We start from the raw sequence: 26,443 nt of genomic DNA, 5'->3' as shown, positions 1-26,443 counted from the left end.
TTTTAACTTATGTTCGTCATGACTTATGAATCAGACGCAATGTGGGCGGTTCTCGCGGACCGCTCGAGGCGGGCCATCGTCACGGGCCTTGCCGAGGGCGAACGCACGGTGGGCGAACTTGCCGCGGCCCTGCCCATCAGTCAGCCAGCCGTGTCCCAACACCTCAAGGTGCTCAAGGACATCGGGCTGGTCACTGACCGACCCGATGGCACCAAGCGCAGGTACCGCCTGAACGAGGCCGGGGTCAGTGCCCTACGAGACCAGCTCGACACCTTTTGGAGACAGACCCTGTCGAGCTTCGAGCAGCACATGGAGGAGGACCGATGACCGACGACACCCGGGTCAATCGCCAGGTGGTGGTGCGCGGAACACCAGAGAGCGCGTTCGCCGCCTTCACCGAACGCTTCGATGCCATCAAACCCCGCGAGCACAACCTGCTCGGCTCGCCCATCGTCGAGACGCTCTTCGAGCCGCGTGTCGGTGGCCGGATCGTGGACCGTGGACAGGACGGCTCGGAGTGTGCGTGGTCCCGAGTTCTCGTCTTCGAGCCGCCGCACCGGATCGTCTTCACGTGGGACATCGGCCCGATGTGGCAGCTCGAGAACGATGCGAACAACGCCAGCGAGGTTGAGGTGCGGTTTGTGCCTGATGGCCCCGAGCACACGAGGGTCGAGCTCGAGCATCGATTTCTCGACCGGCACGGCCCCGGGTGGCGATCACTGCACGACGGTGTCGGCGATGACCAGGGTTGGTCTCTCTACCTGGCCCGATACGCCGCCCTCCTCGAGCCGGCATGACCAAGCCCGATCTGATGAGTTTCGCCACGGACGAGCGGACCGACCTTCTCGACTTGCTACGGGGACTCACCGTCGCCCAGTGGGAGGCTCAATCCCTGTGTACGGCGTGGCGGGTGCGCGACGTCGCCGTACATGTCGTCAGCTATGACGAGCTCTCTAATCGGGACCTCGCGGCTACGTTCCTACGCGGCGGACCTCGGGTGAGCATGGTCAATCAGGTCGCCATGCGACGGTACGCAGATCTGGATGCTCAGGCGATCATCGACCTGGTTGCCCGATGCCTACGACCTCGAGGGTTGACAGCCGGCTTCAAAGGCGGGATCGCCCTCACGGACAGCACCATCCACCAGCAGGACATCAGACGGGCCATCGGTCTGCCTCGAACGATCCCCCCAGAACGTCTCGCTCGGGTTCTGGACTTCGCCATGACCGCTCCGACTCTGCCAGCAAAGAAGAACGCGCGGGGCCTCCGGCTGATCGCGACGGACATGGACTGGACGACCGGGTCCGGACCAGTCGCGTCGGGGCCGGCCGAGGCGCTGCTGATGACGATCGCGGGCCGACCTGACGCCCTGGCCGACCTCGACGGAGATGGTACAGAAACGCTGCGCCAGCGGATACACACGCGCTAAGACCGACATCACGTTCGGGGAGACATGCGGCGGTGCAAAAGACCGGAGCCATGACGCTGCGCGTCAACGGCAAACTCCACCAGAGCTCACCATCGATCCGATGCGGGACTATCAGCCCCGGAAATAGAAAGTCCCGAACCCACTTCCGCAGGTTCGGGACTTGCCTATCTCTCGCGAGTTCACACGGTCGGGCTGACAGGATTTGAACCTGCGACCCCCTGGAGTGATCAGGGGCTCTGCCGCCGTTACGTCAGACTTCGGGAAAACTAGGAATCTCTTGGAACAACAAGGAATTACTGTGCGTGCTGCTGCCAAGTCTATCGGGTCGGCTCGGAAGAGGTTGCGTCCCACCGAGTGGTGTAGTTCCTGGCTTATGAGCGTCGTTCCGTCGACGTAGTGAGCCATCGTGCGATGGTCAGTGAGAACCGTTCAAAGTTACTCACATTAAGGACACAACACACGATGGCTCTTGACCAGTCTGCCCTGCTTGATCTGCTGGCCCAACTCAAACTCACCGATGTCTCCGATCGGATCCGGTCGGTCACCGAGACGCTCTATCAGGAGCTGATCGACGCCGAAGCCGAGAACGTGATCGGCGCCGGCAAGTATGAACGCACCGACGACCGCACGACCATGCGCAACGGCACCCGGCCCCGGACGTTGTCGACCACGGCCGGGGACCTGGAGTTGAGGATCCCGAAGCTGCGGCGAGGCAGTTTCTTCCCGTCGCTGTTGGAACGCCGGCGCCGGGTCGACAAAGCGTTGTTCGCGGTCGTCATGGAGGCCTACTTGCATGGTGTCTCAACCCGCAAGGTCGACGACCTCGTCAAAGCACTCGGCGCTGACACCGGAATCTCCAAATCCGAAGTCTCCCGGATTTGTGCCGACCTCGACCTCGAAGTCGGAGCGTTCACCGGTCGCGACCTCTCGGCCATGGGCTTCCCCTACGTGTTCCTCGACGCGACCTACTGCAAGGCCCGAGTGAACCATCGGGTCGTGTCCCAAGCGGTCGTCGTCGCGGTCGGTGTCGCTGCTGACGGGCGCCGTGAAGTCCTCGGGTTCGACGTCGGTGACACCGAGAACGAGGTCTTCTGGACCGAGTTCCTCCGCTCCCTGAAGACCCGCGGGCTGGGCGGGGTCCAACTGGTCATGTCGGATGCCCACACCGGACTGAAGGCCGCGATCGGCACGGTCCTGCAGGGAACAGCATGGCAGCGGTGCCGGGTCCATTTCATGCGCAACGTGCTGTCTGTGGTCCCCAAGGGCACCCAGGACATGGTCGCCTCGATCATCCGCACGATCTTCGCCCAGCCCGACAAAGAGCACGTCCGGAACCAGTTCGACGAGGTCGCCAGGATGCTGCAGCGGTCTCATCCGAAGGTCGCGGTCATGCTCGACGATGCCAAGGATGACCTGCTCGCGTTCACCGGGTTCCCGATCAAGCACTGGCGCCAGATCTGGTCGACGAACCCACTCGAGCGGGTCAACAAGGAGATCAAACGCCGCACCGACGTCGTCGGCGTCTTCCCCAACTCCGCAGCCCTACTCCGCCTGGCTGGCGCTGTTCTGGTCGAGCAGCACGACGAGTGGGAAGCCGCCGACCGGCGCTACTTCTCCGAAGCCTCCATGGCCGAGCTCGCCGCCATGAACAACCCGATCGAGGAGGTGAACGTCATGCCCGAGATCACTGCGGCATAAACTGAACCAGCTGACCCGCACGGTGTCGAAAAACTCCACCACTCAGCGGGACGTGACCCTCGGAAGATCCACGAATGTTTGTGGCGAGTAGATGGCGACCTCTCAAGACTGTCGTGCTCCGGCGTAGCGGCAGCGCCTATCCGTCGAAGGCCCACGGGTCGAAGCACGCGACACCAAGTGGTTCGAAGTGTCGGATGTTGCGTGTGGCCACGGTCATGTCGGCAGATTGAGCGATCGCCGCGATGAGGGCGTCGTCGAGTGGCGCATGCTCTGGGACCCGGTAGCCGGCGAGCACCCGGGCGGCCGGAAGATCGAACGGCAGGACCCGATCTGCGAAGGCGGGCAAGACCTGACCGTCGAACCATCGGCGAAGGATCGCGCCTTGAGCGTGGTCGGATCGTTCTTTGGAGATGACGCCGCGTTCGATTTCGCTGATGGTGAGGGCGGTGACGAACTGATCGGTGATCGGGATGGAGATCGCCCAGGCTTCGACCAGAGGGTTGCGGCCTCGTACCCGAAGAGCGGACACGACATTGGTGTCCAGTACGAACCTCACGGTGCCCCGGACCATTCGCTCGCCGCCCAGCTCACAGGTCGGGAGTGCGGACGGTCATTCCCAACCGCTCGGGCTCGAAGTCGATGTCCGCGCCCTCGTCGCTCGCCAATAGGTCCACCAAGGTGAGGGGCTCACGTTCCAGCGCGTCGGCAAGGATCTCGCGCGCCTCTGCCTCGACCGAGCGGCGATGCTGCTCGGCCCGGGCCTTGAGCGCTGCTTTGGTTCCTGCAGGAAGATTGCGGATCAGGATTTGTTCCACGATGATCACCTCCGATATCACATCAACGATATCACTATGACCCAGGATGCGGAACGGTCAGACTTGCCTCTGGACGCCGTGCTGACCCATCCGGCGACTGCCACGGGAGGCTGGTTGACTTGGTGTCGTGAATCAGCCATCCGTTGTAGAAGCCCTCGTCAAGCAGTTGCTGGCCGGAGCGACGCCCGAGGAGGGCCGCGCGCTTCTCGATGGCCTGCTCAGCGGGCAGGTCTCCAGCATTTTTGAGAAGCTGCACACCGACCAGGCACCCACTCTCCGCCCACCGCCGGCCGACGTTCGAGGGTTCCGGGTGCGTCTTGACCTACTCCACGCGAAGCCTCCGGTGTGGCGACGACTCGACCTGCCCGGCGACCTGACACTCCCTCAGGTGCATGACGTGATTCAAGCCGCGATGGGATGGACCGACAGCCACCTGCACCGCTTCCGCACCGGCAGCGACGTCCGGGCGCCGTACTTCGTGACCACCTTTGACATTGAGGAAGGCGAGGACGGCCTGCTCGAGGACGACGTCCGTCTCGACCAACTCCTTGCCGGCGACGGCGACAGTCTCTGGTACGAGTACGACTTCGGTGACGGCTGGGAACACCTATTGAAGGTCGAAGAGGTGCTGGACGAACCGCCTGCGACGGTGCGCTGCCTCGCGGGCAGGATGGCCTGCCCGCCGGAGGACTGTGGTGGCATCGGCGGATTTGAGGAGCTGGCGGCATGGGTTCGCAGCGGGTACGACGACACCCTGCTCCCAGAAAACTTTGACGACGCCGCCCACGCCCGTGAGTGGGCGCCGATGGATTGGCATCCGGACCATTTTGACGTGGACGAGGTGAACAGCGCGCTGCCGTTGGCTTTGGCCGAGCCGGGCGCAGTCACCGGCGAACTCGCGCATCTGCTCGCGCAACGGGGCAGCCAGGGCCTGCGCGAGGTGCTCAGCCGGCCGCTCTCGCACTGGCCGACCGACGTGTCGGATGACGAGGCCGACCGCCTGACCGAGACCTACCGTCTGCTCCTGGAGGTTGTCGGCGACGGTGTGGCTTTGACGTCTGCAGGCTACTTGCCACCCACGGCGGTTGAGCGGTTCGCCGTGGACGCCGGTGTCACCGGGTGGTGGATCGGCAAGGCCAACCGGGAGGACTTGACGCCCCCTGTCGCCGCTGCCCGTGAATCAGCGCGAGCCCTTGGACTGGTGACGGTCCGCAAGGGCCGCCTCAACCCGAGCGCCGCTGGTGCTCGCGCTTGCCAGGACCCGCAAGCATTGCTGCAGCACATCGTGGGGCGACTCCCCCTCGGCACCAAGGACTTCGATCGCCAGTCCGGCTGGATGGCACTGGCCGTTGCCGCCAGCGGAGCACCGGCCGAAGACTGGCACGCGATGATCAGCGACCTACTGTTCGACATTGGTTGGCGAACCAGCCGAGACTCCTACTCACCGCCGACCGCTCACAGCACCACGCTGACCGTGCTGGAAACCCTGGCCGGCGCGACCCGTGCCGGGTGGCGGGTAACAGGCACCGACCTGGCCGTCGCAGCAACCAGTCGCCGGGTGATCCGCGGACGCTGAGGGCGACAATGATCCCGATCCACGGGAAGCACTCGGAGAAATCGGCCACATAGACACACCGTGGGCGAACGCCGGGCCATGATCTGCGCGCCCAGTGCATCAGCCTCATCGGTCCACTGCTTGTCGACCGCCAACACGTCGATGCGGCGTGGCGGCGGTCTGGTCAGGTGGCCAGTCCCGGCGGTCCTGCCTCATCGAGCAGATTGTTAACTGGTCCAACCAGTTCGTTCAGGCTCTCAGTGGCAATGCGCCAGACGGTGAGGTCGTTCACCTCCGCGTACCCGTGGATGAGGATGTCCTCATGCCGACGACCTTGTGAAGGTTCGGCACGCGGTCGGCCGTTTCTGGGTCGATTCGCCGAAGTGCGGTCATCGCTTCGCCAGCAATCTCAAACTGTCGCTCAACACCCAATCGGAGCAGGAGGTCGTTGCTGTAGTCGTCCCAGGACTTTTCTGCCACGAATCCCTGGATCCGCTTCACCTCGATGAGACATCCGTCCAAACTCTCGGTGCCTACGCCCTCACCGCTTTCGGATGCGACTTGGAAACCGGTGCCGGAGCGCTGTCTTTGATTTCGACGACCATCGTCAGCGGTCGGCGCGACCGGCTGGCATCAGTCCGCGGCGGTCGCGCGTTGGCGGGCGCCATCCCCGAATCGACATACATCGAGCTCCCAGCAGTAGGCCACATGATCCAAGTTGAGGCACCCGAACACGTTCACCGACTCCTCGACGACCTCATCTCGTCTGTATGAACCAGTCAGCCGATGTCTGGCGGGGCCTGGCCCGCCAGGCGCTAAAGGACCCGCCGTCAATGCATCACTCGATCGACACGGGCCAAACGCTTCATTGCGTCGGAAGCGCGCGCCGGAAGCACCGTGAAAAGGCGTCCCTGCAGTCCGACCTCCTTGGGCACGTACACCTCCGGCGTGCCCTTACGCAGCGCGGAAAGGATCGCTTCGGCCACCGCCTCCGGGTCCACTACACGAACCCCGAGGGCTGGGGCGAACTCCTGCGTCATCTCGGTGCGGATCACGCCCGGCATGACGATGGTGGTCCGCACAGCGGTGCCTCGCAATTCACCGCGAACTGCTCGGGTGAGGCCGAGAACGGCGTGCTTGCTGGCGGAATAGACCGCGCCGTTCGGCGCCGCGACCATCGAGGCACTCGATGCCATGTTGACGATGTGACCTTCGCCCCGGGCGATGAACCGCTGCATGGCCAGCCGTGTCCCCGTGACAACTCCACGCACATTGACATCAAGCTGTAGCCGGACATCGTCGGCTGTCGCCTCCGCCAGTGGGCCCATCCGTAACACCCCAGCGTTGTTGATCAGCACGTCCAGTGAGCCGAAGTGATCCTCCGCAGCATCCAGAAATGACGCGAAGGAGTCCTCGTCGCTCACATCGACGACCACACCTACGGCATTCGGCCCCAGCTGCTTGGCCACGTCGTCCACAGCCCGCGCGTCGAGGTCTCCGATGACCACGCGCATACCGGCGGCCACGCAACTGGTCGCGACGGCCAGACCGATTCCTCTGGCGCTCCCGGTGACCGCCACGACACGTCCGTCCAATTCAGTGTTTGCCACGTTGGACTCCCCTTTCAATATCTCAACTCAATGATGATCCGAGCCAACGGTTGCCATGAGCTCATGAAGCTCCGACAACCGAACCACGGCCGGTCAATACAACCACCGCCGACCCCACCGACCGTTGCCGCACTAGGCGACTCCGACCGTCTTGTTCGACACCAAGCCCAAAGCGCCGCCCGGCAACTCGAGGGACCCCGACACACACGACCGGATCCGTCACGACCACATCGACAAAACCGGTGCCGTGACGCTGCGCGTCAACGGCAAACTCCACCACATCGGCGTCGGACGACCCACGCTTGAACCCACATCATCCTGCTGGTCCAAGACTTCGAAGTCCGCAGCGTGAATGCCGTCACCGGCGAGCTACTACGGGAACTCATCGTCGACCCAGAACGCGACTACCAACCCCGAAAATAGAAAAAGTCCCGAACCCACTTCTGCAGGTTCGGGACTTGCCTATCTCTTGCGAGATCACACGGTCGGGCTGACAGGATTTGAACCTGCGACCCCCTCGAGTGATCAGGGGCCCTTTCGCCGTTGCGTCAGACTTCGGAAAACTAGGATTCCCTTGGAACAACTGGGAATCTCGTGACTTGATGCTGCCAAGTCTATCGGATCGGCTCGGAAGATCCACGGATGTTTGTGGCGAGTAGATGGCGACCTCTCAAGACTGTCGTGCTCCGGCGTAGCGGCAGCGCCTAACCGTCGAAGGCCCGCGGGTCGAGGCACGCGACACCCGGTGGTTCGAAGTGTTGGGTGTTGCGCGTGGCCACGGTCGTGTCAGCAGACTGAGTGATCGCCGCGATGAGGGCGTCGTCGAGCGGCGCATGCTCGGTTACCCGGAAGATCGAACGGCAGGACCCGATCAGCGCAGGCGGTCAACACTTGACCGTCGAACCATCGGCGCAGGATCGCGCCTTGAAGGGGGTCGGATCGCTCCTTGGAGATGCCCCCCCCCCGTTCGATTTCGCTGATGGTGAGCGCGGTGACGAACAAATCGGCGGCCGGCACAGAGATCGCGCGGGTCAACTCTTACGGACTCGGTCGAGGTAGGCCTGGCGGGCCGCCGTGTCGACGTCCTCGAGAAACACCGAGTCCGCACCGAGCGCTGCGCCGAGCCCGGAAGCCAGTCGCCTGGGAACAAACTTCGTAGCGGCTACCACGCCACCAGCTACCCGCGTAACGCGGACAAAAGGACGGGGGTTCTCGATCAAATTGGCTGTTGCGCGAGCGATCTCTTCTGGCTCTGCGTTGCGCAGCCCCTTGGCTCCGGACGTGCCGGCCACGAGCTCGGTGTTGGTGAACGTGGGCCGGACGGTCGACAGGTGAACGCCGGACTTGCGGTACTCCTGGCGGGCGGACTCGGTAAACCCGATCACGGCGAACTTGGTGCCGCAGTAGGTCGCGAGACCCGGGACGGCAAGCTCCCCGGCCAACGACGCCGTGTTGATGATGTGCCCGGAACGCCGTGGCAGCATTCGTTGCAGGGCGAACTTGGTCCCGAAGATCACTCCGAGGAGGTTGATCTCGACCTGCCGACGAGTCACGTCGTCGTCCTCTTCATGGGTCCTGCTGGTGGGCATGACCCCGGCGTTGTTGACGAGCACGTCGAGTGGGCCGAGTTCGGTCTCGACCATGTCGAGGAACTGCTTGAAGGAATCGGGGTCGGTGACGTCGAGACGCGTGACTACCGTGATCCCGAGCTCGTCAGCGGCTTGCTTGACGCGTGCCTCGTCGATGTCGCCGATGGCTACGCGGTGGCCTCGTCGGATCAGTTCCTCTGCAGTCCGGTAGCCGATGCCTCGGGCTCCGCCGGTGATTGCCACTGTCTTGGCAGTGGTTGATCTGGTGCGAATTCTCATGTGCGGTACTCCTTGATAAGTCCGAGGCGCTGACGTAAGCCGCGACCGGCGACCGCGCGCAATACCGTCTCGGCGATGGCCGTACGCCGGGTGGAGTACGGGTACCACGTAATTTCTCTTGTCAGAACGGGGACTCGCGGCTCGGTGACAGCCTGGACGCGGCAGTACTTGTGCATCCCGTAGGCGCCTCCCAGTCGGGACCCGATCCCCGAGGCCTTCCAACCGCTGTGGGGCAATGATGTGGCGAAGAGGTTGCTGAAGACATCATTGATGTTCACCGCACCCGCCTGCAGGTGGCGGGCGATTCGCTGGCCCCGTGCGTGATCACGGGTCCACACCGTCGCCGACAATCCGTAAGGGGAGTCATTTGACAGGCGAATAGCCTCGACTTCGTCAGCGACCCGCATGACGGGAATCGTGGGACCGAACGTCTCGTCGGTCATGCACGCCATCGTGTGGTCTACGTCGACCAGGACGGTTGGGGCGAAGAAGTTCCCGACCGCACCCCGGGCGCCGCCGGTCGTGACCTGAGCGCCTGCCGCCACCGCCTCGCTGACGTGTCGGTTGGTGATCTCGACCTGTCGTGCGGTCACCATCGCGCCGACGTCGTCGCCCGGCGCCGTGCCGTTGGTCAGTGTTTGCACTCGCTTGGTCAATTGGGCGACAAACTCGTCGTAGACCTCAGAAACCACGTAGACCCGCTCGACGGAGATACACACCTGACCTGCGTTGAACAGGCCGCCCCACGCGATACCTTGCACGGCGCGACTGAGGTCAGCGTCCTCGAGCACGATGGCAGGGTCCTTGCCGCCCAGCTCCAGGCTCACGGGCTTCAACTGTTCGGCGCAACGCACCGCAACGGCGCGCCCCGTCGCCGTTGAGCCGGTGAATTGCACGTAGTCAGCAACATCGACCAGCGAGGCACCGGTGTCGCCCGCGCCCACGACATGGGCCAGGACGTTCGGAGCACCGATCTCCCGCCAGCCTTCGACGACCCGCGCACACGTCAGCGGCGTCTCCTCTGAGGACTTCGCAAGGACCGCGCACCCTGCGGCCAACGCGGGTGCGGCGTCCATGAGGAACAGGGTGATCGGGAAGTTCCACGGCGTGACCAGGCCGACGAGCGGGTACGGGTGGTAGCTCTTCGAGAGCCGCTTCGGGACACTCAGCAGGCCCGAGGGCCGGACCTTCTCGTCGGCGAGGAACTCCGCGGCGTGGTCTGCGTAGTAGGTGATGAACTCGCACGAGGCCGTCGTCTCCACCACTGCGTCGGGTCGTACCTTGCCCGTCTCGGCCTGGAGCAGCTCGGTGAGCTCGTCGGTGTGAGCCAGGATCCAGCCCCGCCACCGGCGCAGCCAACGTGCCCGCTCTTGGGGGCCGGCCTCTGCCCACGCGACCTGGGCGCTGCGCAGTTCTGCCGCGACGCGGTTGACGTCCTCGCGATTGTCCACAGGGACAGTCCGGACCAGTCGGCCGTCCGACGGGCTCCTGACCTCCAGGGTGCTGACGGTGGGCATGGTGCTCATCGGTTCTCCTGTCGAGGTCGGGGCTGCGCATCACGTGGTCGGCTGGCGGCCCAAAGGTGACCGACCATCGGCCCGCGGTGCTTCCACGTTCGGTGCGGGCCGTGGCCCACGACAGGATGGCGACAGTGAACCGGTATGAGCATCGTCAAACAAAATGGGTCATTTTGTCAATAGCGCGACAATTCTGCCATTTTGATAGAACCTCGTCCCTGAGCGGTGGAAGGCGTCTGCCCGGCTCGGCGCCGGACGCGTCGAGCGCCGACGAGGTGCCTTGACCTTAGTCCTGACCGGGCACGTGACCGCGGAGACCGAGGTACCGCAAGGCCACCTCGGTGATCCGTCGGCCGGTGTCGTCAGCGTCGGCACCGGGGAGGGCCAGGTGGCTGACGGTGAGGCGGACGAGGGCATCTGTTGCGTCCAGCACGTCAGCGCTGTCCAGCTCGGGGAACTGCTCGTGGATCCAGGCCGCCAAGGTGTGGCTCGCGACGTGGAGCAGCCTCGACGAGGTGGTGATCAGTGGCAGCATCCCGGAGGCTGAACCAGGAGCGGGGTCCCGGGGCGACACGAGCACCGCCCGCAGTAGGGGGCTGTCCTCCGCTTCGGCGAGCGTGTAGCGGACCGATGCCTGGATCCCTCCGGCGGCATCCTCGCGGTACTGGCCGAGGACGTCGCTGATGCCGGCCAGGAAGCGGTCGGCCTCGTTGAGGACGAGTGCCTCGCCCAGCCCCTGCTTGTCGCCGAACTCCGTGTACAGCATGGCGCGGGGGACACCGATCGACGTCGCGATGTGTCCAACGCGGACCTTGTCCCACCCTTTTTCGACGGCTTCTTGAAATGCGAACTCCAACGCCTGTTGCCGCAGGTGCGCTCGGAAGGAGTCCCTCAGCGACGTCGTCATCGGCAAATCGTATCGCGCTGTCGCGGCTGCGACAGTGTCCAGAAGTTGTCCGAGCGTCAGGTCCGTTGCACGTGCCGGAACTGGCTCGGCGACTGGCCGGTCCATCGCTTGAACGCGTGGGAGAAGTTGGTGAGGTCGCCGTAGCCGAGGTCGGTGGCGATCTGGCTCACTGACATCGACCGGTCGACGAGCCGCAGCATCGCGCGCTCACGCAGCGACGACTCGCGCAACTCGCGAAAAGTGGTCCCGTCCTCGCCGAGGCGCCTCTTGAGAGTGCTGGCGGAGACGGACAGCTCGTCGGCGACCGACTGGCTACTTCTCAGTCCGGGGCCCTCGTCCAACAGCCGTTTCACGTTCCATGAGAACGACTGGATCCCGCTGCGGTGTTCAAGGGTTTGCTGCAGATCGGCAATCGCCAGGCGATACGAGGTGGGATCGGAGAATCGGCAGACCTCGGTGAGGGTCGCAGCCGGAATATGTAGAAAGGCCATGGGTGCATCGAAGACCAGGCGCCCGGCAGGCAGCTCCTCATCGGGGGGTCCGGAAGTGGGCGCTGGCCAATTTGTGTGCAGTGTGACGGGAGACATATCACCGGCGAGCAACTCAAGCAGCCGTAGCAAAGTCGCGCCGCCGTAGGTGACGACGAGACAGTCCAGATCCGGATCGCCTGTGTGTCCGGTCAAACCGATAGTGAGGCCGACTTCGCTTGGATGAAACTGCGGACTGAGAGCTGTCGAGATCAACGGGAGATAGGTGAGCAGCTCCACGATCTCGGCTACCGACCCGGCGCTGACCAACGGGAGGCTCAGCTGGCCGAAGGACGTCAACTGGGCGTGTTCTGCCCACGCTTGCCCGAGCTGGACCGCCTGGGCGGTGTCGAGCTCGGGGTAGACCTCCCCGAACCACCGCAGAGGCGCCTGGGCGTCGAGCCGGATCATCGTGGCCTCGTCGGTCCGTTCGCGGGCCATGATGCTGCGGAACCGCGCGATGGCACATGGGTCGAGTGCCTCGCTCTCGAGCAGCTGCACGAACGTGAGCGGGGGCACGCCCGCGGTACTGATGTTCACTGCACCTGTCTTCGCTGAGCCGAATTCACAACATGTTGACTCGGGCAACCATAGCCACACTGCTCACCGGCGACAAGAGTTGAGTCACGTTCTCACGCTCAGGTCACTGCATCAGGAGTTGGATATGTCAGTAGTCACATTTGTCTCGCACGACGGCGAGGAGTACGAAGCGCCTATGGAAGAAGGACAGTCGCTGATGCAGGTCGCCACCAACAACGTGGTGCCCGGCATCGATGGCGACTGTGGGGGTGAAGCCGCGTGCGGCACCTGCCACGTCGTCGTCGACCCGCAGTGGTCCGAGCAGGTCGGCCTCTCCGGGTCGGTCGAGGAACAGATGCTCGCGATGAACCCGGAGCGCGAACCGACGTCGAGGCTCTCGTGCCAGATGGCGGTATCTGCCGCGTGGGACGGACTCACCGTCCGGCTGCCTGAATTCCAGCTGTGACGACGAGAGACCGGTAGACGCGATGAAGATTCCTGATGCCATCACCGCCAAGGCCCAGGCGGCCATCCCGATGGAACGGCTGATCCAGGGGGCGCACCTCTACGACAAGTCCCGCCGGTGGGTGACCCGCACGAACGGGCAGAAGCTGTTCGTCGAGCAGCACATCCCCCCGGTGGAGGACGTAGGACTCGCTGACATCGACGTCAGTAACCCGTTCCTCTACCGGCAGGGCCGATGGAAGTCCTACTTCGCGCGCCTGCGTGACGAGGCCCCGGTCCACTACCAGCCCACCAGCCCGTTCGGGCCGTTCTGGTCGGTCACCCGGTACGCCGACATCGTCGCCGTCGACAAGGACCACGAGCTCTTCTCCGCGGAGCCGCTCATCGTCATCGGGACTGCGCCCCGGTTCCTCGACATCGAGATGTTCATCGCGATGGACCCGCCACGGCACGACCTGCAGCGGCGGGCCGTCCAGGGGGTGGTCGCACCGAAGAACCTGCGCGAGATGGAGGGGCTCATCAGGGAACGCGTCCGAGAGGTTCTGGACGACCTCCCCGTGGGCGAGACGTTCGACTGGGTGGAGCGCGTCTCGGTCGAACTGACCGCGCGCATGCTCGCGACCCTGCTCGACTTCCCGTTCGAGCAGCGCCGCAAACTCGTCGAGTGGTCCGACCTCGCGTCCTCGATGGAGCAGGCCAACGGTGGTCCGTCCGACAACGACGAGGTGTTCCTCGGGATGCGCGACATGGTGCGGGAGCTTGGTTCCCTCTGGCACGACAAGGCCGCCCGGAACTCCGCCGGGGAGGAGCCTGGCTTCGACCTCATCACGATGCTGCAGAGCAGCGAGCACACGAAAGACCTGATCGACCGCCCGATGGAGTTCATCGGCAACCTGTTGCTCCTGATCGTCGGCGGCAACGACACCACCCGGAACTCGATGAGCGGCGGTGTCCTCGCGTTCAACCAGTACCCGGATGAGTTCGAGAAGTTGAAGGCCCATCCCGAGCTGATCCCGAACATGGTCTCGGAGGTCATCCGGTGGCAGACGCCGCTGTCCTACATGCGTCGGATCGCCACTGCTGACACCGTGCTGAACGGGCAGTTCATCCGCAAGGGCGACAAGGTGGTGATGTGGTACGCCTCGGGCAACCGCGACGAGCGCCAGTTCGAGCGGCCCGACGAGCTGATCATCGACCGGAAGAATGCACGGAACCACGTGTCCTTCGGCTTCGGTGTCCACCGTTGCATGGGCAACCGATTGGCCGAGCTGCAGCTGCGGATCCTCTGGGAGGAACTGCTGACGCGCTTCGAGGACATCGAGGTCGTCGGCGAGCCCGAGTACGTGCAGTCGAACTTCGTGAGGGGAATCAGCAAGATGATGGTGCGTCTCACGCCGAAGCCCGGCGCATGAGCTCCCAACGCGCGGTCGTCGTCGGTGCCAGCCACGCGGGGGTCCAGCTCGCGGCCAGCCTGCGGAGCGAAGGGTGGGTCGGCGAGATCGTGCTCGTCGGTGACGAATCGGTCCTGCCCTACCAGCGTCCCCCGCTGTCGAAGGCGTACCTGTCCGGCAAGAGTGCGCTCGACCAGATCGTGATCCGCAGCGCGGAGTTCTACGCCAAGCAGGGAATCGTCCTGCGGGACGCGAAGGTGGAGGAGATCGACCGCTTGGCAGGGAACCTTCGTCTGAGTACCGGCGAAGCGTTGCGGTACGACAAACTTGCTCTGTGCACCGGGGCCCGTCCCCGCCAGCTTGCCGTCCCGGGAGCCAAACTTCGCGAGGTCTACTACTTACGCACAGCCGCAGACGTCGAATTGATCAGAGCTGCCGCGACCCCGGGACGGCGAGCGGTGATCGTCGGCGGCGGCTACATCGGGTTGGAAACAGCGGCCTCGTTGACCGCTCTGGGCGTGGACGTGGTCGTGCTCGAGGCAGCCGAGCGGGTTCTAGAACGGGTCACCGCACCTGACGTGTCAGCGTTCTTCACCCGGATCCACCAAAGTGAGGGAGTCGAGATCCGCACCGGCGCCATGGTCGAAGCCTTGACCGGCGAAGGCACAGTCCGCGAGGTGGTCCTGGCCGGCGGCGAATCCATCCCCGCTGACCTGGTCATCATCGGCATCGGCGTGGAGCCGAACACGGAACTCGCGGCTGCAGCAGGCCTGATGGTAGACGACGGGGTGCTCATCGACTCAGGCGCGCGCACCAGCGACCCGGAGATCGTGTCCGCCGGTGACTGCACGCGCCAGGAAGTGACCCGTTATGGCACGAGTGTTCGCCTGGAGTCCGTCCCCAGCGCTGGCGAGCAGGCGAAGGTGGCCGCCGCGACCATCTGCGGCAAGTCCAAGGAAGTATCGGCGCTCCCGTGGTTCTGGTCAGACCAGTACGATCTCAAGCTCCAGATCGCCGGTCTTAACACAGGTTATGACGAAGTCGTGCTGAGCGGGGATCCCGAACAAGACCGTGACTTCAGCTGCTTCTACCTCCGATGTGGTGAGCTGATCGCCGCAGACTGCGTCAACAGGCCACGCGACTTCATGTTCTGCAAGCGGGTCATTGCTCAACGAACGCCGTTCGAGCGGTCTGAGCTGGTTACTGCCAACTGACTTGGCGAGTGCACGGCCGTGACGAAGGTGGTCTGTGTGTCAACCGAGGTCGCGACAGGTCGGTCAGTTCGGCCAGTAGATGGCGACCTCTCGAATCTCTACTGGGATCGGAGACGACGAGTCGGCACTGCTCTTCACCAGCTTCAATCTTCCGGCATGTGCGGCTCAGACGCCTGCGCTGAATCAGGGTCGGAGACTTAACTGCCTTGGGTGCGACCACAAGTGCCCGAGCGAGTCGTGACTCTCCGCCAACGTCGATCCGCAACTGCAATGGCGGACTGCACGCTCAGAGACGTTTGGCAACCGTCAACAGGACCACGGAGTCCTCGACAGCATCGAGTGCGTGGCGGGCGTCGGGAACAAGCAGCAGGTCCCCGGGTGATCCGTTCCATTCGACGTCCCCCGAGGACAAAGTGACCCGACCCATGAGAACTTGGATCGTTGCTTCGCCGGGATTCTCATGCTCGCTCAGCTGCGTGCCCGCACGCAGGGCGATCATGGTCTGTCGGAGAACGTGTTCGTGTCCGCCATGGATCGTTTCAGCGCTCCGACCGCTCGCCGCTCCCTGGGCAATCTCCAGCTGGTGCCTCATCATGGCTGTCAGCGATTTCTTCTGCACGCGTGGCCCTTTCATCGATTCGCCTGCCAGATCGCCGTGTCGGCATCCGGAACTGTCCACTCTCGTTTGCATCCGCCACCTGGGCCAGAGACTTTGGTCCTTGGAGAATATGAAGAACGTCGCCGGCCAGCTGAGAGGTCTTGCCGTGATGGCTTGGGGATCGCGACTCGATGTCGACGTCGGAGCAGAATCCCGTTCGACGTTGCTTGAGGCACACCAGGCCGAGCAAGGATCCGTCGACTGCGACCACTGCTACGCGCCGAACTCCTTGGTCCATCAGGAGGGCGTGCACGGCAACTGTCGAAGCATCTGGTGAGACAGTCCTGCCCACCAGCTTGGACCAATTCAGTGCCGGGTCCAGGTCGTCAGCCTGTGGAAGATCGCTCCGCGTCAGAGTTCCGACGAGAGCTCTGCCTTCGGTCAGCAGCACCATGTGCATGTGATCGTCGCTGAACGCTGCACGCGCTTCGCCGATCGAAACGTCGGCGGACAAGGTCTTCGGCTGCCGGAGCATGACGTCGCTGGCCGTTGTGCGGGGGCTCACTTTGAAACTCGGTCCCAGCCGCGCCGTGGCCGGTGGCTGCCCAGCTGGTCGTCGCGGCTGCGGTAGACGATGTATGGCCGAGTCACGTAGCCCACCGGCGCGCTGAACACGTGCACGAGTCGGGTGAAGGGCCACACCGCGAAGAGGCCGAAGGCGACCAACGCGTGGAGCTGGAAGCCCAGCGGTGCCTCGGCCATCAAGCTGGCGTCGGGCTGAAAGGCAAGAAAAGAGCGGTACCAGACGGAGACTCCTTCGCGGTAGTTGTATTCACCTCCGATTGTCATGATCGATCCGGCAATGGTGTTCCACATGCCCAGGACGATCGCTGCGGCTAGGAAGGCGTACATGACCTTGTCCATGACCGTGGTGGCGGAGAAGACCGGGCCGACGGTTCGGCGGCGGTAGATCAGAATCGTCATGCCGACAACGGTCGCGAGGCCCGCAAGCAGACCGCCGGTCACCGCGACCACGTGGTAGAGGTGCTCACTGACTCCGATCGCGTCCGTCCACGACTGTGGCACCAGGAGCCCGATGATGTGGCCACCGATGACCCCGAGCATCCCGAAATGGAACAGGGGGCTACCGATGCGCAGGAGCCGGTTCTCGTACAGCTGAGAGGAACGTGTGGTCCACCCGAACTTGTCGTATCGGTATCGCCACGCGTGCCCGACGACAAAGCTGGTCATGCAGATATAGGGGAAGACAACGAAGAGGAATTCGTTCATGCGCGTGCTCCGGGAAATGACGGCATGGGCAGGAGCGTGGCCTCCGGAGCGGCGCCGCTGGAGGCACCCGGGCTGAACTGAGGGTTGGCGAAAGGCGCGAGCCCGACCTCCTCCTCCGGTGGGCCCTCGGCGGCCAGCCGACGCACGGCATCGCGCTCGTCGCCGCGCAGAGGCGGCAACGTCGCAGTGACGGCGTCGATCAGGCTCGCCCACGGTGATCCCATGTCCCGCAGAGACAGTCGGAGCAGCTCGAGTCCCGCGCGGTGGTCCAGCATCAGGTCCCGGCCGAGATTTCGGTCAATCGTGGCCGCGAACTCGAGCACGACGCACAAGTGGTCGGGCAGCTCAGCGTCGTCGAGCACGAACCCGGCCTGCAGGTAAGTCTGTTTGAAACGCAGCAGTGCCATACCTCGCTTCCGGGTGTCGCCGTGGGCGAAGTACGTCAGGAACAAATTGCAACGCCTACGGTTGTCGAACGTCTCGACGTAGTCGGCCTGGATGTCCGGCAGTGGCGTCGACTCGAGGTGCGTCAAGAAGTCCCGGATCGAGTCTCCAATCGTGACCGGCAACGCCCGGGAGGCTGATCCGACCAGAGCTGTGTGACCGAGCAGATGTTCATCGGGGTAGTCCAGGAGCAGGGACACCGACTGCCACACGGTGGTCAGCTGATCGGGTGACAGGGTCTGCTTGGTTCGGCGGCCGCTCACGAGCCTGGATCCTTGGGTGGGAACATCCCGGCCGGCGGCACCTTGCCATCCCAGTTGAGCAGGTTGATCCGGCCGTCCTTGTTCTCAGGCCCGGCGACCGAGTCGGCGGTCTGGCGTTCCTGCAGCATCTGGAAGTTCTCGACCGCGATCGGCGTCGGCGTCCCGGATCCCTCGCCGAAGACGTCTTGCTGACCGCCACCGTAGTTGGACACTGAACACTCAGTGGACAGTTCCTCCAGCGAATGCGCCTGCTCGAGGTGTGCCGGGGGGATGACGTAGCGCTCGTCATACTTGGCTATCGCGAGGAGGCGGTACATGTCGTACATCTCCTCCTCGGTCATCCCGACCGCCGCGGGGATGGAGGCATCTGGATCCCGCCCCATGTTGATGTCGCGCATGTAGCAGCGCATCGCAGCCAGCTTCTTGAGCACCAGGTCAACCGGTTCGACCTCTCCGGCCGTGAAGAGCTCGGCAAGGTACTCGACGGGGATCCGCAGCGCGTCGATCGCGGCAAACAGGTTGCCCTTGTCCTCGGCGTCCTCGCCGGTCTCCTGGACCACCTCGACCACGGGCGAGAGCGGGGGGATGTACCAGACCATGGGCATCGTGCGGTACTCCGGATGCAGTGGCAGCGCGACCTTGAAGGTGTTGATGAGCGCATAGATCGGTGAGCGTTGGGCCGCATCGACCCAGTCACGGGCGATCCCGGCAGCTTCTGCCTCGCGCATGACCTCCGGGTCGAAGGGGTCGAGGAACACGTCACGTTGGGCCTCGTAGAGCCCGTGCTCGTCCTCGGTCGAGGCGGCCTCGAGCACCTTGTCGGCGTCGTAGAGCATCAGGCCGATGTAACGCAGCCGGCCCACGCAGGTCTCAGCGCAGACAGTCGGGAGTCCTACCTCGATGCGCGGGAAGCAGAAGGTGCACTTCTCGGCCTTGCCCGTCTTGTGGTTGAAGTAGATCTTCTTGTAAGGGCAGCCCGACACGCACTTGCGCCAGCCGCGACACGCGTCTTGGTCGACCAGGACGATGCCGTCCTCCTCGCGTTTGTAGATCGCGCCGCTGGGGCAGGACGCCGCACACGAGGGGTTCAGGCAGTGCTCGCAGATCCGTGGCAGGTAGAACATGAAGGTCTGCTCGAACTCGAACTTCACCTTGTCGGCGATCTTCTTGAGCATCGGGTCGAGGTGCGCGGTCTCGGTGGATCCCCCGAGGTCGTCGTCCCAATTGGCCGACCACTCGATCTTCATGTTCTTGCCGCTGATCAGGGACTTCGGCCGAGCGACCGGGGTGTGCTCCTGGGCGGGGGCGTCGGTGAGCGTGGCGTAGTCATACGTCCACGGCTCGTAGTATTCGCCGATCGAGGGCAGCTTGGGGTTGGAGAATATCGTCATCAGGTTCTTGAAGCGGCCACCGGCCTTGAGCTTGAGTCGGGCACGCTTGGTGAGCTCCCAGCCGCCCTTCCACTTCTCCTGGTCCTCGTACGTCCGCGGGTAGCCGAGACCCGGCTTGGTCTCCACGTTGTTGAACCAGATGTACTCCGTGCCGGTCCTGTTGGTCCACGCCTGCTTGCACGTGACCGAGCAGGTATGGCAACCGATGCACTTGTCGAGGTTCATCACCATCGCCATCTGCGCCATGACCTTCATCAGTACGTCACCTCCTGGGAGCGCTTGCGGATGATGGTGACCTCGTCGCGCTGATTGCCTGTGGGGCCGAGGTAGTTGAAGGCGAAGGTCAGCTGGCCGTAACCACCGATCAGGTGCGACGGCTTGACCAGCAGGCGGGTCAACGAATTGTGGATGCCACCGCGCTTGCCCGACGTCTCGGCGATCGGTACGTCGATGAGCCGGTCCTGTGCGTGGTACATGTACACCGTTCCTTCGGGCATGCGGTGCGAGACGATGGCCCGGGCCACGACGACGCCGTTGCGGTTGACCGCCTCGATCCAGTCGTTGTCCTTGATGCCGACCTTGACGGCGTCGCGGTCGCTCATCCAGATGTTCTGCCCCCCGCGGGACAGTGACAGCATGAACAGGTTGTCCTGGTACTCCGAATGGATCGACCACTTGTTGTGCGGGGTCAGGTATCGCACGGTCAGTCCCTCGACCTGCCCGGCCGAACCGTCCGACAGATTTCCGAGCTTGGGCTCGGCGAAAAGCGCCGCCATGTTCAACGGAGGCCGGTAGACCGGCAGACCCTCGCCAAGCTCGGTCATCCAGTCGTGGTCGAGGTAGAAGTGCATCCGGCCGGTCAGCGTGTGCCACGGCTTCTTGCGCTCGACGTTGATCGTGAACGGCGAGTAGCGCCGTCCTCCGGTTTCGGAGCCTGACCACTCCGGCGAGGTGATCACCGGCACTGGTGGACCCTGGGTGTCGGCGAACGTGATCTGCTTGCCCTCGTGCTCCGCGGCCAGGTCGGCCAGCTTGACGCCCGTGCGCTTCTCGAGGGTCTTGAAGCCCTGTGTGGCCAGATGACCGTTCGTCGTGCCCGACAGGGCAAGGATCGCCTCGCAGACGTCGACGTCCTTCTTCAGTGACGGCCGACCACCGGCCACCCCACCGCGGACGGCGCCGTTCTTGCGTCGCAGGTACTCGACCTGCTTGCCCAGCTCGAAGGTGACCCCCTTGGTGGTGGCGCCGAGCGTGTCGAGCAACGGGCCGAGCGCGTTCATCTTCTCGGCCACGGCACCATAGTCACGCTCGACCTCGACCAGCCTGGGCATGGTGACGCCGGGGATGGGTTCGCACTCACCCTTCTTCCAGTCGCGGACGACGCCGTGCGGGTTGGCCATGGCGTCGGGGGTGTCGTGTGTGAGGGGCACGGCGACCACGTCCGTGCGCACCCCGAGGTGGGTGGCCGCGAGCTCGCTGAACTTCTCGGCGATCGTCTGCCACGCGTCCCAGTCGGTCCGGGTCTGCCACGGAGGCGCGATCGCGGGGTTGAAGGAGTGCACGAACGGGTGCATGTCGGTGGTGTTGAGGTCGTGCTTCTCGTACCAGGTCGCCGCGGGCAGGACGACGTCGGAGAAGATCGTCGTGCTGGTCTGCCGGAAATCGATCGTCATCAGCAGGTCGAGCTTGCCTTCGGGTGCCTCGTCTCGCCAGGTGACGTCGACCGGCCGCTGGTCTTCCGGGGTCTCGGTGGCACGTACGGACGAGTCGGTGCCGAGCAGGTGTTTCAGGAAGTACTCGTTGCCCTTGCCGGACGACCCGAGCAGGTTGGCGCGCCAGATCGACAGGATCCGTGGGTAGTTCTGTGGCGCGTCAGGGTCCTCGCCAGCGAAATCGAGCTCGCCGGACTTCAACTGGTCGACGATGTACTCCCCCGCCGGTTTACCGGCAGCAGCAGCGTCATCACTGAGGTCGAGTGGGTTGCGGTCGAAGGTGGGGTAGGACGGCATCCAGCCCATCCGGGCGCTCTGCGCGATCACGTCGGCGGTGGACTTGCCCGCCAGCTGGCCGCTGCCAGTGGTCGCAGAAAGCGTGTCGGCGCCGAACTGGTCGTAGCGGAACTGGTTGGTGTGCAGATACCAATAGGCGGTCTGGATCATGTTGCGCGGCGGGCGGTTCCAGTCAAGCGCATTGGCCACCTGGTTGTAGCCGGTGAGCGGGCGGACCTTTTCCTGGCCCACGTAGTGCGCCCAGCCGCCGCCGTTGACTCCCTGGCAACCCGTGAGATTGGTCAAGGTCAAGAATGCGCGGTAGATCGTGTCGGAGTGGAACCAGTGGTTGGTGCCGGCCCCCATCACGATCATCGATCGTCCGTGTGACTCCTCCGCGTTCGCGGCGAACTCCCGCCCGATGCGGGCCGCGGTTGAGGCCGGGACACCGGTGATCGCCTCCTGCCATGCGGGCGTGTAGGGCGACTCGGCGTCGTCATAGCTGCTGGCCCACTCCCCCGGCAGTCCTTCGCGGCCCACGCCGTACTGAGCGAGTAGGAGATCGAAGACCGTCGTGACCAGGTGTCCGTCGATCCGACGAACCGGGACACCGCGAGGCAGGTCGGCCGCCGCACCGTCCGGGGTGTCAAAGCGCGGCATCCGCACCAGTACGGTCTCGTCCGCGCCGTCGAGCAGCGAGAGCTGCGGGGCGATGTCGCCGAGCTCGAGGTTCCACTTGCCGACGCCTGCATCGCCGTAGCGGTGACCGAGTGAGCCGTTGGGGACGACGGGCTCGCCGGTCGCCGCGTCGATGAGAACGGTCTTGAACTCGGCGTTCTCCTCCGCTGCATCCGTCGAAGCCAGGTCGGAGGCCGTCAGGAACTTACCTGCGGTGAATGCGCCGCCGCCAACGTCGTCGAGCTTCACGAGATAGGGCAGATCGGTGTAGCTCTTGACATAGTCGGTGAAGTACGGCGTCTGCCTGTCGATGAAGAACTCTCTGAGCACGACGTGCCCCATCGCCATGGCAAGGGCAGCATCGGTGCCCGGTTTGGCCGCCAACCACTCGTCGGCGAACTTCACGTTGTCGGCGTAGTCGGGGGCAACCGCGACGACCTTCTGGCCGCGGTAACGCGCCTCTGTCATCCAGTGCGCGTCAGGCGTGCGGGTGACTGGGAGGTTGGACCCCCACATGATCAGGTAGCCGGCGTTCCACCAGTCGCCCGACTCCGGCACATCAGTCTGGTCGCCGAAGACCTGTGGGGAGGCGACGGGCAGGTCGGCGTACCAATCGTAGAAGCTCAGCATCGAGCCGCCGATCAGGTTCACGAACCGTGCACCCGACGCATGCGAGACCATCGACATGGCCGGGATCGGCGAGAAACCCGCGACCCGGTCAGGCCCGTACTTCTTGATCGTGTGGACGTGCGCGGCCGCAATGATCTCGCTGGCTTCCTCCCACGTGGCACGGACCAAGCCACCCTTGCCACGGGCCGACTTGTAGGCCTTCGCCCGCTGCGGGTTCTCGACGATGTGCTCCCACGCGCGCACCGGGTCACCGTCGTGCTGGGACTTGGCCTCACGGAACATCTGCAGCAGGACACCGCGCACGTACGGATAGCGCACCCGGGTCGGCGAATAGGTGTACCAGGAGAACGCCGCACCGCGTGGGCAACCACGGGGCTCGTACTCCGGGGAGTCCGGGCCGACCGAGGGGTAGTCAGTCTGCTGGGTCTCCCAGGTGATGATCCCGTCCTTGACGTAGACCTTCCACGAACAGGACCCGGTGCAGTTCACACCATGGGTCGAGCGCACCACCTTGTCGTGGCTCCATCGGTCCCGGTAGAAGTCGTCAGCCTGGCGACCACCCACCTTCGACAACGTCCGGAGGTCCTCTGAGACCGTGCCGCGGGTGAAGAACCGGCGGCTACGCACGAAGGCGTCGCTCAATGGGCCGTCCAGACCCGGCGGACCGGAGCGTCCTGAGCTGTCCGCATCGCCGGATGCGGGGCGATCCCGGGCGGTCGTCATGCGTTTGCCATCTCCTCGTCGTGTCGATGGGCAGTCCCGCGCACCGTGGTCACGGTCAGCAGCAGCGTCAAGGCAGCGGTCACCGCCAGCATCACCAACCCGATGGCGTACGAATCGGTGCGGCCGTAGATGTAGCCCATGACCAGTGGCGGGACGAATCCACCCAATCCACCCGCGGCGCCCACCAGGCCGGTCACGCCGCCGACCCGGGACGGGTCAGTCACCTGGGCGATCAGCGTGAACGTGGCACCTGTACCAGAACCCAGTGCCATCGCCATGACCAGAAAGGCGACAGCTCCCACCGGTTCGAGGACCGGCGTCGTGGACGCGACAGCGGCACCAACCACGACCACCCCGTACCCGGCGGCCAGAACCGGGATCGGGCCAACCCGGTCGGCAAGCCACCCTCCGACCGGCCGCATGATCACCGCGAGCACCACGAAGCCAGCCATCCGGTTGGCCGCGGCGGCAGGCGTGAGCTCATACGCCGTCTTGAGGTAAGCGGGCAGGTAGACGGAAAACGCGACGTACCCGCCGAACGCGACGGCATAGAGGATGCTGGCCTGCCAGGCGATCGGCAGGCGCGCATTCGCCTTGAGACGAGACGTCAACGACGTGGTCGGCGCCTGCCGCCCGGGTGCGTCCTCGAGGAGAAACCACGCCACGACTGCAAAGATCGCCAGGCCCGCAGCCGCGAGCAGGAACGGGGCCTGGTCGTCGACGGTGGAATAGAGCCTGACCGTCGTGAGCGCGCTGATCGCGGTGCCGCCCATGCCTGCCCCGAATATCCCGATGGCCAGTCCTCGCCGTTCCGGGGGGAACCACGCATTGACGAACGGCACCCCGACCGCGAAGGAGGTTCCGGAGATGCCGAGGAAGAATCCGCCGAGCAAGAGGGCCGGGTAGCTGGTCTGGCCGTAGACACCGATGAACAACACCGGCACGATGGTCGCGATCGAGACAGCCACGAACATCTCACGTCCGCCGTACTTGTCGGTCAGGGCGCCGACCGGGATCCGTCCGAGTGAGCCCACGATCACCGGCACTGCCACCAGGAGAGAGATCTGGCCCTCACTGAGGTCCCCCAATGTGCCGTTGTCGCCGAGCAGCGGTCCGAGCGGGCTGAGGAGTGCCCACGCCCAGAAGTTCACCGCAAAGCCCACGGTGGCGAGGACGAGCATCAGCCACGGTCGGCCGGCGTCGACGCTCAGTTGTTGCTGCGGCTCAGTCACGGAGTCGTTCACCGCTGTTCTCCCAGTCCTCGATGACCGGCGCAGCACATGACATGTCGCGTTCGGTGACCTGTTGACATGTCGCGTGCCTTCCGTCCGGACTTCTCACCATCCGGGAGCCCCTTCCGTGGTAGCCAGAGTCGAAGGTCCCTTGACGTCGTGGATCCGCCGATCACGAAGTCGTCAGCCACGACGATCCGGAGGCCTAGAGGCGTGGCAGCGCCGACTCGGCGCCGGGCCCAGCCGGCACGTCTGGTGGCCCTGCCTACGCTGGCTGCATGGACGCCGACATCAACTTCTACTTCGATCCGGTCTGCCCTTTCGCCTGGATGACCAGCAAATGGGTGCGACAGGTTCAGGACCAGCGCGCCTACACCGTGGACTGGCGATTCATCTCGCTGCGGCTGATCAACGCCGAGGTCGACTACGACGCCCAGTTCCCACCCGAGTACGAAGCCGGCCACACGGCAGGACTGCGACTGCTTCGCGTGGCCGCACGCGCCCGCGCGGAGCACGGACGTGAGGCCATGGCACCGCTGTATTCCGCCTTCGGGGCCCACATCTTCGACACCGCCGTCCACCCCGACGACCATCACGCCGAGGGCGAGGTGCGGGAACGGCTTGGGACACCAGAGTTCGCGGAGCAGATCCTCGCCCAGGCCGGTCTGCCCCTCGAGCTGGCGCAAGCCGTCGACGACGCTTCATGGGACGCCGAGATTCGGGAGGAGACCGACGAGGCGCTCGGGTTGACCGGCAAGGACGTGGGCACGCCTATCATCCACTTCGAGCCTCCGGCTGGCGTCGCCTTCTTCGGGCCCGTGATCAGCCGGCTGCCAAGGGAGGAGTCGGCAGCCGAGCTGTGGGATCACGTGGTCGGGCTAGCCCGGTTCCCCGGTTTCGCTGAGCTCAAGCGCAGTCTGCGCGAGCAGCCTCAGCTGGCCGCGCTGGGCGGCGACCCCGACACGGCCGGCAAGCAGGAGGACTGGCACGGCGGTAGCCGGCGCCAGAAGAAATGACCCCGCCCATGACGCCTACGGACATGAGCGCTCCGGGTCCTCGCCGTCACGAGGCGTCCATCGGCGTCATCGCGCCGGCCGAGACCCTCTACGACATGGTCTCCGACATCACCCGCACCGGGGAGTGGAGCCCGGTCTGCGCATCGTGCTGGTGGGACGACGCCACCGAGGCGGGCCGGGTCGGCGCCTGGTTCACCGGGCGCAACGTCCTCCCGAGCCGGACCTGGGAGACCCGTTCGATGGTGGTGGCGGCCAAACACGGACGCGAGTTCGCGTGGACCGTAGGCGGCAATTTCGTCCGGTGGGGCTTCACCCTGGCCCCCGCAGGGACTGGGACGACGCTGACGGAGTCCTGGGAATTCCTCCCGGACGGGATCGCCATGTTCGAGGAGAAATTTGGCGATCAGGCGCCCTTCCAGATCTCAGATCGAACGCAACAGGCCCTCCACGGCATCCCCTCGACCCTCGCCGCAATCAAGCGGATCGCCGAGTCCTCGATCGAGGTTGGTGACGAGGCTGGGTCATGACTAGACCCGTCGGCGACATTGATCTCCAGTACCGACCGCCGACCACGTTGGTCCAAGCCTCCTGACGGAAGTGCTCTTGCCCACTCACTGGGTTTCCGAGTCAAGATCGCGGCCACGCGTTTCGATGTGGAACCTTGGATCGAGCCAA

General features: G+C 64.7%; 25 protein-coding genes. 11 read left to right on the top strand and 14 right to left on the bottom strand.

Translation table 11 applies throughout. The features are described from left to right. Positions 1-18: 18 nt before the first annotated feature. The 4 genes from WKF39_RS12420 to WKF39_RS12405 all read left to right on the top strand — a co-directional run bounded on the left by WKF39_RS12420 (position 19) and on the right by WKF39_RS12405 (position 3,127). The gene (locus WKF39_RS12420) at positions 19-327 is read left to right on the top strand and encodes a metalloregulator ArsR/SmtB family transcription factor (protein WP_340388839.1); all 309 of its coding nucleotides are present in this window, start codon (positions 19-21) and stop codon (positions 325-327) included. Further along, positions 324-797, top strand: a complete 474-nt coding sequence (locus WKF39_RS12415; protein WP_340388837.1) for an SRPBCC family protein — start codon at positions 324-326, stop codon at positions 795-797. Before WKF39_RS12420 ends, WKF39_RS12415 begins: the two co-directional genes overlap by 4 nt. Further along, the gene (locus tag WKF39_RS12410) at positions 794-1,429 is read left to right on the top strand and encodes a maleylpyruvate isomerase family mycothiol-dependent enzyme (RefSeq protein WP_340388836.1); all 636 of its coding nucleotides are present in this window, start codon (positions 794-796) and stop codon (positions 1,427-1,429) included. The genes WKF39_RS12415 and WKF39_RS12410 overlap by 4 nt, the downstream gene beginning before the upstream one ends. Positions 1,430-1,891: 462 nt before the next feature. Beyond that, positions 1,892-3,127, top strand: coding sequence for an IS256 family transposase (locus WKF39_RS12405; protein WP_340388834.1), 1,236 nt, complete (start codon positions 1,892-1,894; stop codon positions 3,125-3,127). Between the two features lie 136 nt (positions 3,128-3,263). Here WKF39_RS12405 and WKF39_RS12400 read toward each other — a convergent pair whose 3' ends face one another. Together WKF39_RS12400 and WKF39_RS12395 are read right to left on the bottom strand one after the other, a co-directional pair. Further along, positions 3,264-3,683, bottom strand: coding sequence for a type II toxin-antitoxin system VapC family toxin (locus WKF39_RS12400; protein ID WP_340388832.1), 420 nt, complete (start codon positions 3,681-3,683; stop codon positions 3,264-3,266). 31 nt (positions 3,684-3,714) lie between these two features. Then, positions 3,715-3,942 carry an Arc family DNA-binding protein gene (locus WKF39_RS12395; protein ID WP_340388830.1) on the bottom strand — a complete coding sequence of 76 codons (228 nt, stop codon included), beginning with the start codon at positions 3,940-3,942 and terminating at the stop codon, positions 3,715-3,717. Positions 3,943-4,069: 127 nt separating this feature from the next. Here WKF39_RS12395 and WKF39_RS12390 point away from each other — a divergent pair, with 127 nt between their 5' ends. Next, positions 4,070-5,518 (top strand): plasmid pRiA4b ORF-3 family protein, encoded by a 1,449-nt coding sequence (locus WKF39_RS12390; RefSeq protein WP_340388828.1) that lies wholly within the window; start codon positions 4,070-4,072, stop codon positions 5,516-5,518. A 315-nt stretch (positions 5,519-5,833) separates the two neighbouring features. Continuing rightward, a complete protein-coding gene (locus WKF39_RS12385) occupies positions 5,834-6,271 on the top strand; it encodes an alpha/beta hydrolase (protein WP_340388826.1) in 438 nt (145 codons plus the stop codon). A 56-nt stretch (positions 6,272-6,327) separates the two neighbouring features. Here WKF39_RS12385 and WKF39_RS12380 read toward each other — a convergent pair whose 3' ends face one another. The 5 genes from WKF39_RS12380 to WKF39_RS12360 form a co-directional block, all read right to left on the bottom strand. After that, positions 6,328-7,107, bottom strand: a complete 780-nt coding sequence (locus WKF39_RS12380) for an SDR family NAD(P)-dependent oxidoreductase (protein WP_340388824.1) — start codon at positions 7,105-7,107, stop codon at positions 6,328-6,330. A gap of 1,031 nt (positions 7,108-8,138) precedes the next feature. Continuing rightward, positions 8,139-8,975: an SDR family oxidoreductase gene (locus WKF39_RS12375; protein ID WP_340388822.1), complete on the bottom strand. Its 837-nt coding sequence runs from the start codon at positions 8,973-8,975 to the stop codon at positions 8,139-8,141. Next, positions 8,972-10,501 carry an aldehyde dehydrogenase family protein gene (locus WKF39_RS12370; protein ID WP_340388820.1) on the bottom strand — a complete coding sequence of 510 codons (1,530 nt, stop codon included), beginning with the start codon at positions 10,499-10,501 and terminating at the stop codon, positions 8,972-8,974. Before WKF39_RS12370 ends, WKF39_RS12375 begins: the two co-directional genes overlap by 4 nt. A gap of 277 nt (positions 10,502-10,778) precedes the next feature. Then, the gene (locus WKF39_RS12365) at positions 10,779-11,399 is read right to left on the bottom strand and encodes a TetR family transcriptional regulator (RefSeq protein WP_340388818.1); all 621 of its coding nucleotides are present in this window, start codon (positions 11,397-11,399) and stop codon (positions 10,779-10,781) included. A 56-nt stretch (positions 11,400-11,455) separates the two neighbouring features. Next, on the bottom strand, positions 11,456-12,466 hold the full coding sequence (locus WKF39_RS12360; protein WP_340388816.1) for a helix-turn-helix transcriptional regulator: 1,011 nt from the start codon (positions 12,464-12,466) through the stop codon (positions 11,456-11,458). Between the two features lie 124 nt (positions 12,467-12,590). On the opposite strand from WKF39_RS12360, the gene WKF39_RS12355 reads away from it, so the two are divergent. The 3 genes from WKF39_RS12355 to WKF39_RS12345 are packed head-to-tail and all read left to right on the top strand — an operon-like array spanning position 12,591 to position 15,515. After that, positions 12,591-12,911 (top strand): 2Fe-2S iron-sulfur cluster-binding protein, encoded by a 321-nt coding sequence (locus WKF39_RS12355; protein ID WP_340388814.1) that lies wholly within the window; start codon positions 12,591-12,593, stop codon positions 12,909-12,911. Between the two features lie 22 nt (positions 12,912-12,933). Next, positions 12,934-14,322, top strand: coding sequence for a cytochrome P450 (locus tag WKF39_RS12350; RefSeq protein ID WP_340388813.1), 1,389 nt, complete (start codon positions 12,934-12,936; stop codon positions 14,320-14,322). Next, complete coding sequence (locus WKF39_RS12345) at positions 14,319-15,515, top strand: FAD-dependent oxidoreductase (RefSeq protein WP_340388811.1); 1,197 nt, start codon at positions 14,319-14,321, stop codon at positions 15,513-15,515. The genes WKF39_RS12350 and WKF39_RS12345 overlap by 4 nt, the downstream gene beginning before the upstream one ends. A gap of 286 nt (positions 15,516-15,801) precedes the next feature. Here WKF39_RS12345 and WKF39_RS12340 read toward each other — a convergent pair whose 3' ends face one another. Genes WKF39_RS12340 through WKF39_RS12310 form a run of 7 tightly spaced genes read right to left on the bottom strand, consistent with a single transcriptional unit; the run spans position 15,802 to position 24,764 of the window. After that, positions 15,802-16,014, bottom strand: a complete 213-nt coding sequence (locus WKF39_RS12340) for a cupin domain-containing protein (protein WP_340388809.1) — start codon at positions 16,012-16,014, stop codon at positions 15,802-15,804. Positions 16,015-16,054: 40 nt separating this feature from the next. Beyond that, a complete protein-coding gene (locus WKF39_RS12335; RefSeq protein WP_340388807.1) occupies positions 16,055-16,648 on the bottom strand; it encodes a CBS domain-containing protein in 594 nt (197 codons plus the stop codon). 26 nt (positions 16,649-16,674) lie between these two features. Further along, positions 16,675-17,403 (bottom strand): respiratory nitrate reductase subunit gamma, encoded by a 729-nt coding sequence (gene narI, locus WKF39_RS12330; RefSeq protein ID WP_340388805.1) that lies wholly within the window; start codon positions 17,401-17,403, stop codon positions 16,675-16,677. Then, positions 17,400-18,110, bottom strand: coding sequence for a nitrate reductase molybdenum cofactor assembly chaperone (gene narJ, locus WKF39_RS12325; protein ID WP_340388803.1), 711 nt, complete (start codon positions 18,108-18,110; stop codon positions 17,400-17,402). The genes narI and narJ overlap by 4 nt, the downstream gene beginning before the upstream one ends. Continuing rightward, positions 18,107-19,756: a nitrate reductase subunit beta gene (gene narH, locus WKF39_RS12320; RefSeq protein WP_340388801.1), complete on the bottom strand. Its 1,650-nt coding sequence runs from the start codon at positions 19,754-19,756 to the stop codon at positions 18,107-18,109. The genes narJ and narH overlap by 4 nt, the downstream gene beginning before the upstream one ends. Beyond that, positions 19,756-23,520: a nitrate reductase subunit alpha gene (locus WKF39_RS12315; protein ID WP_340388799.1), complete on the bottom strand. Its 3,765-nt coding sequence runs from the start codon at positions 23,518-23,520 to the stop codon at positions 19,756-19,758. Before WKF39_RS12315 ends, narH begins: the two co-directional genes overlap by 1 nt. After that, entirely contained in the window at positions 23,517-24,764 is a 1,248-nt protein-coding gene (locus WKF39_RS12310; RefSeq protein WP_340388797.1) for an MFS transporter, read from the bottom strand. Before WKF39_RS12310 ends, WKF39_RS12315 begins: the two co-directional genes overlap by 4 nt. 266 nt (positions 24,765-25,030) lie before the next feature. On the opposite strand from WKF39_RS12310, the gene WKF39_RS12305 reads away from it, so the two are divergent. Both WKF39_RS12305 and WKF39_RS12300 read left to right on the top strand, forming a co-directional pair. Then, complete coding sequence (locus tag WKF39_RS12305) at positions 25,031-25,768, top strand: hypothetical protein (protein ID WP_340388795.1); 738 nt, start codon at positions 25,031-25,033, stop codon at positions 25,766-25,768. Between the two features lie 8 nt (positions 25,769-25,776). After that, the gene (locus WKF39_RS12300) at positions 25,777-26,295 is read left to right on the top strand and encodes an SRPBCC family protein (protein ID WP_340388793.1); all 519 of its coding nucleotides are present in this window, start codon (positions 25,777-25,779) and stop codon (positions 26,293-26,295) included. The last annotated feature ends 148 nt before the right edge of the window (positions 26,296-26,443 follow it).

The sequence above is a fragment of the Aeromicrobium sp. genome (assembly GCF_037719875.1).
Lineage (GTDB): Bacteria > Actinomycetota > Actinomycetes > Propionibacteriales > Nocardioidaceae > Aeromicrobium.
Note: the sequence above shows the minus strand (reverse complement) of the source record. Positions and strands in the feature narration are given on the sequence as shown.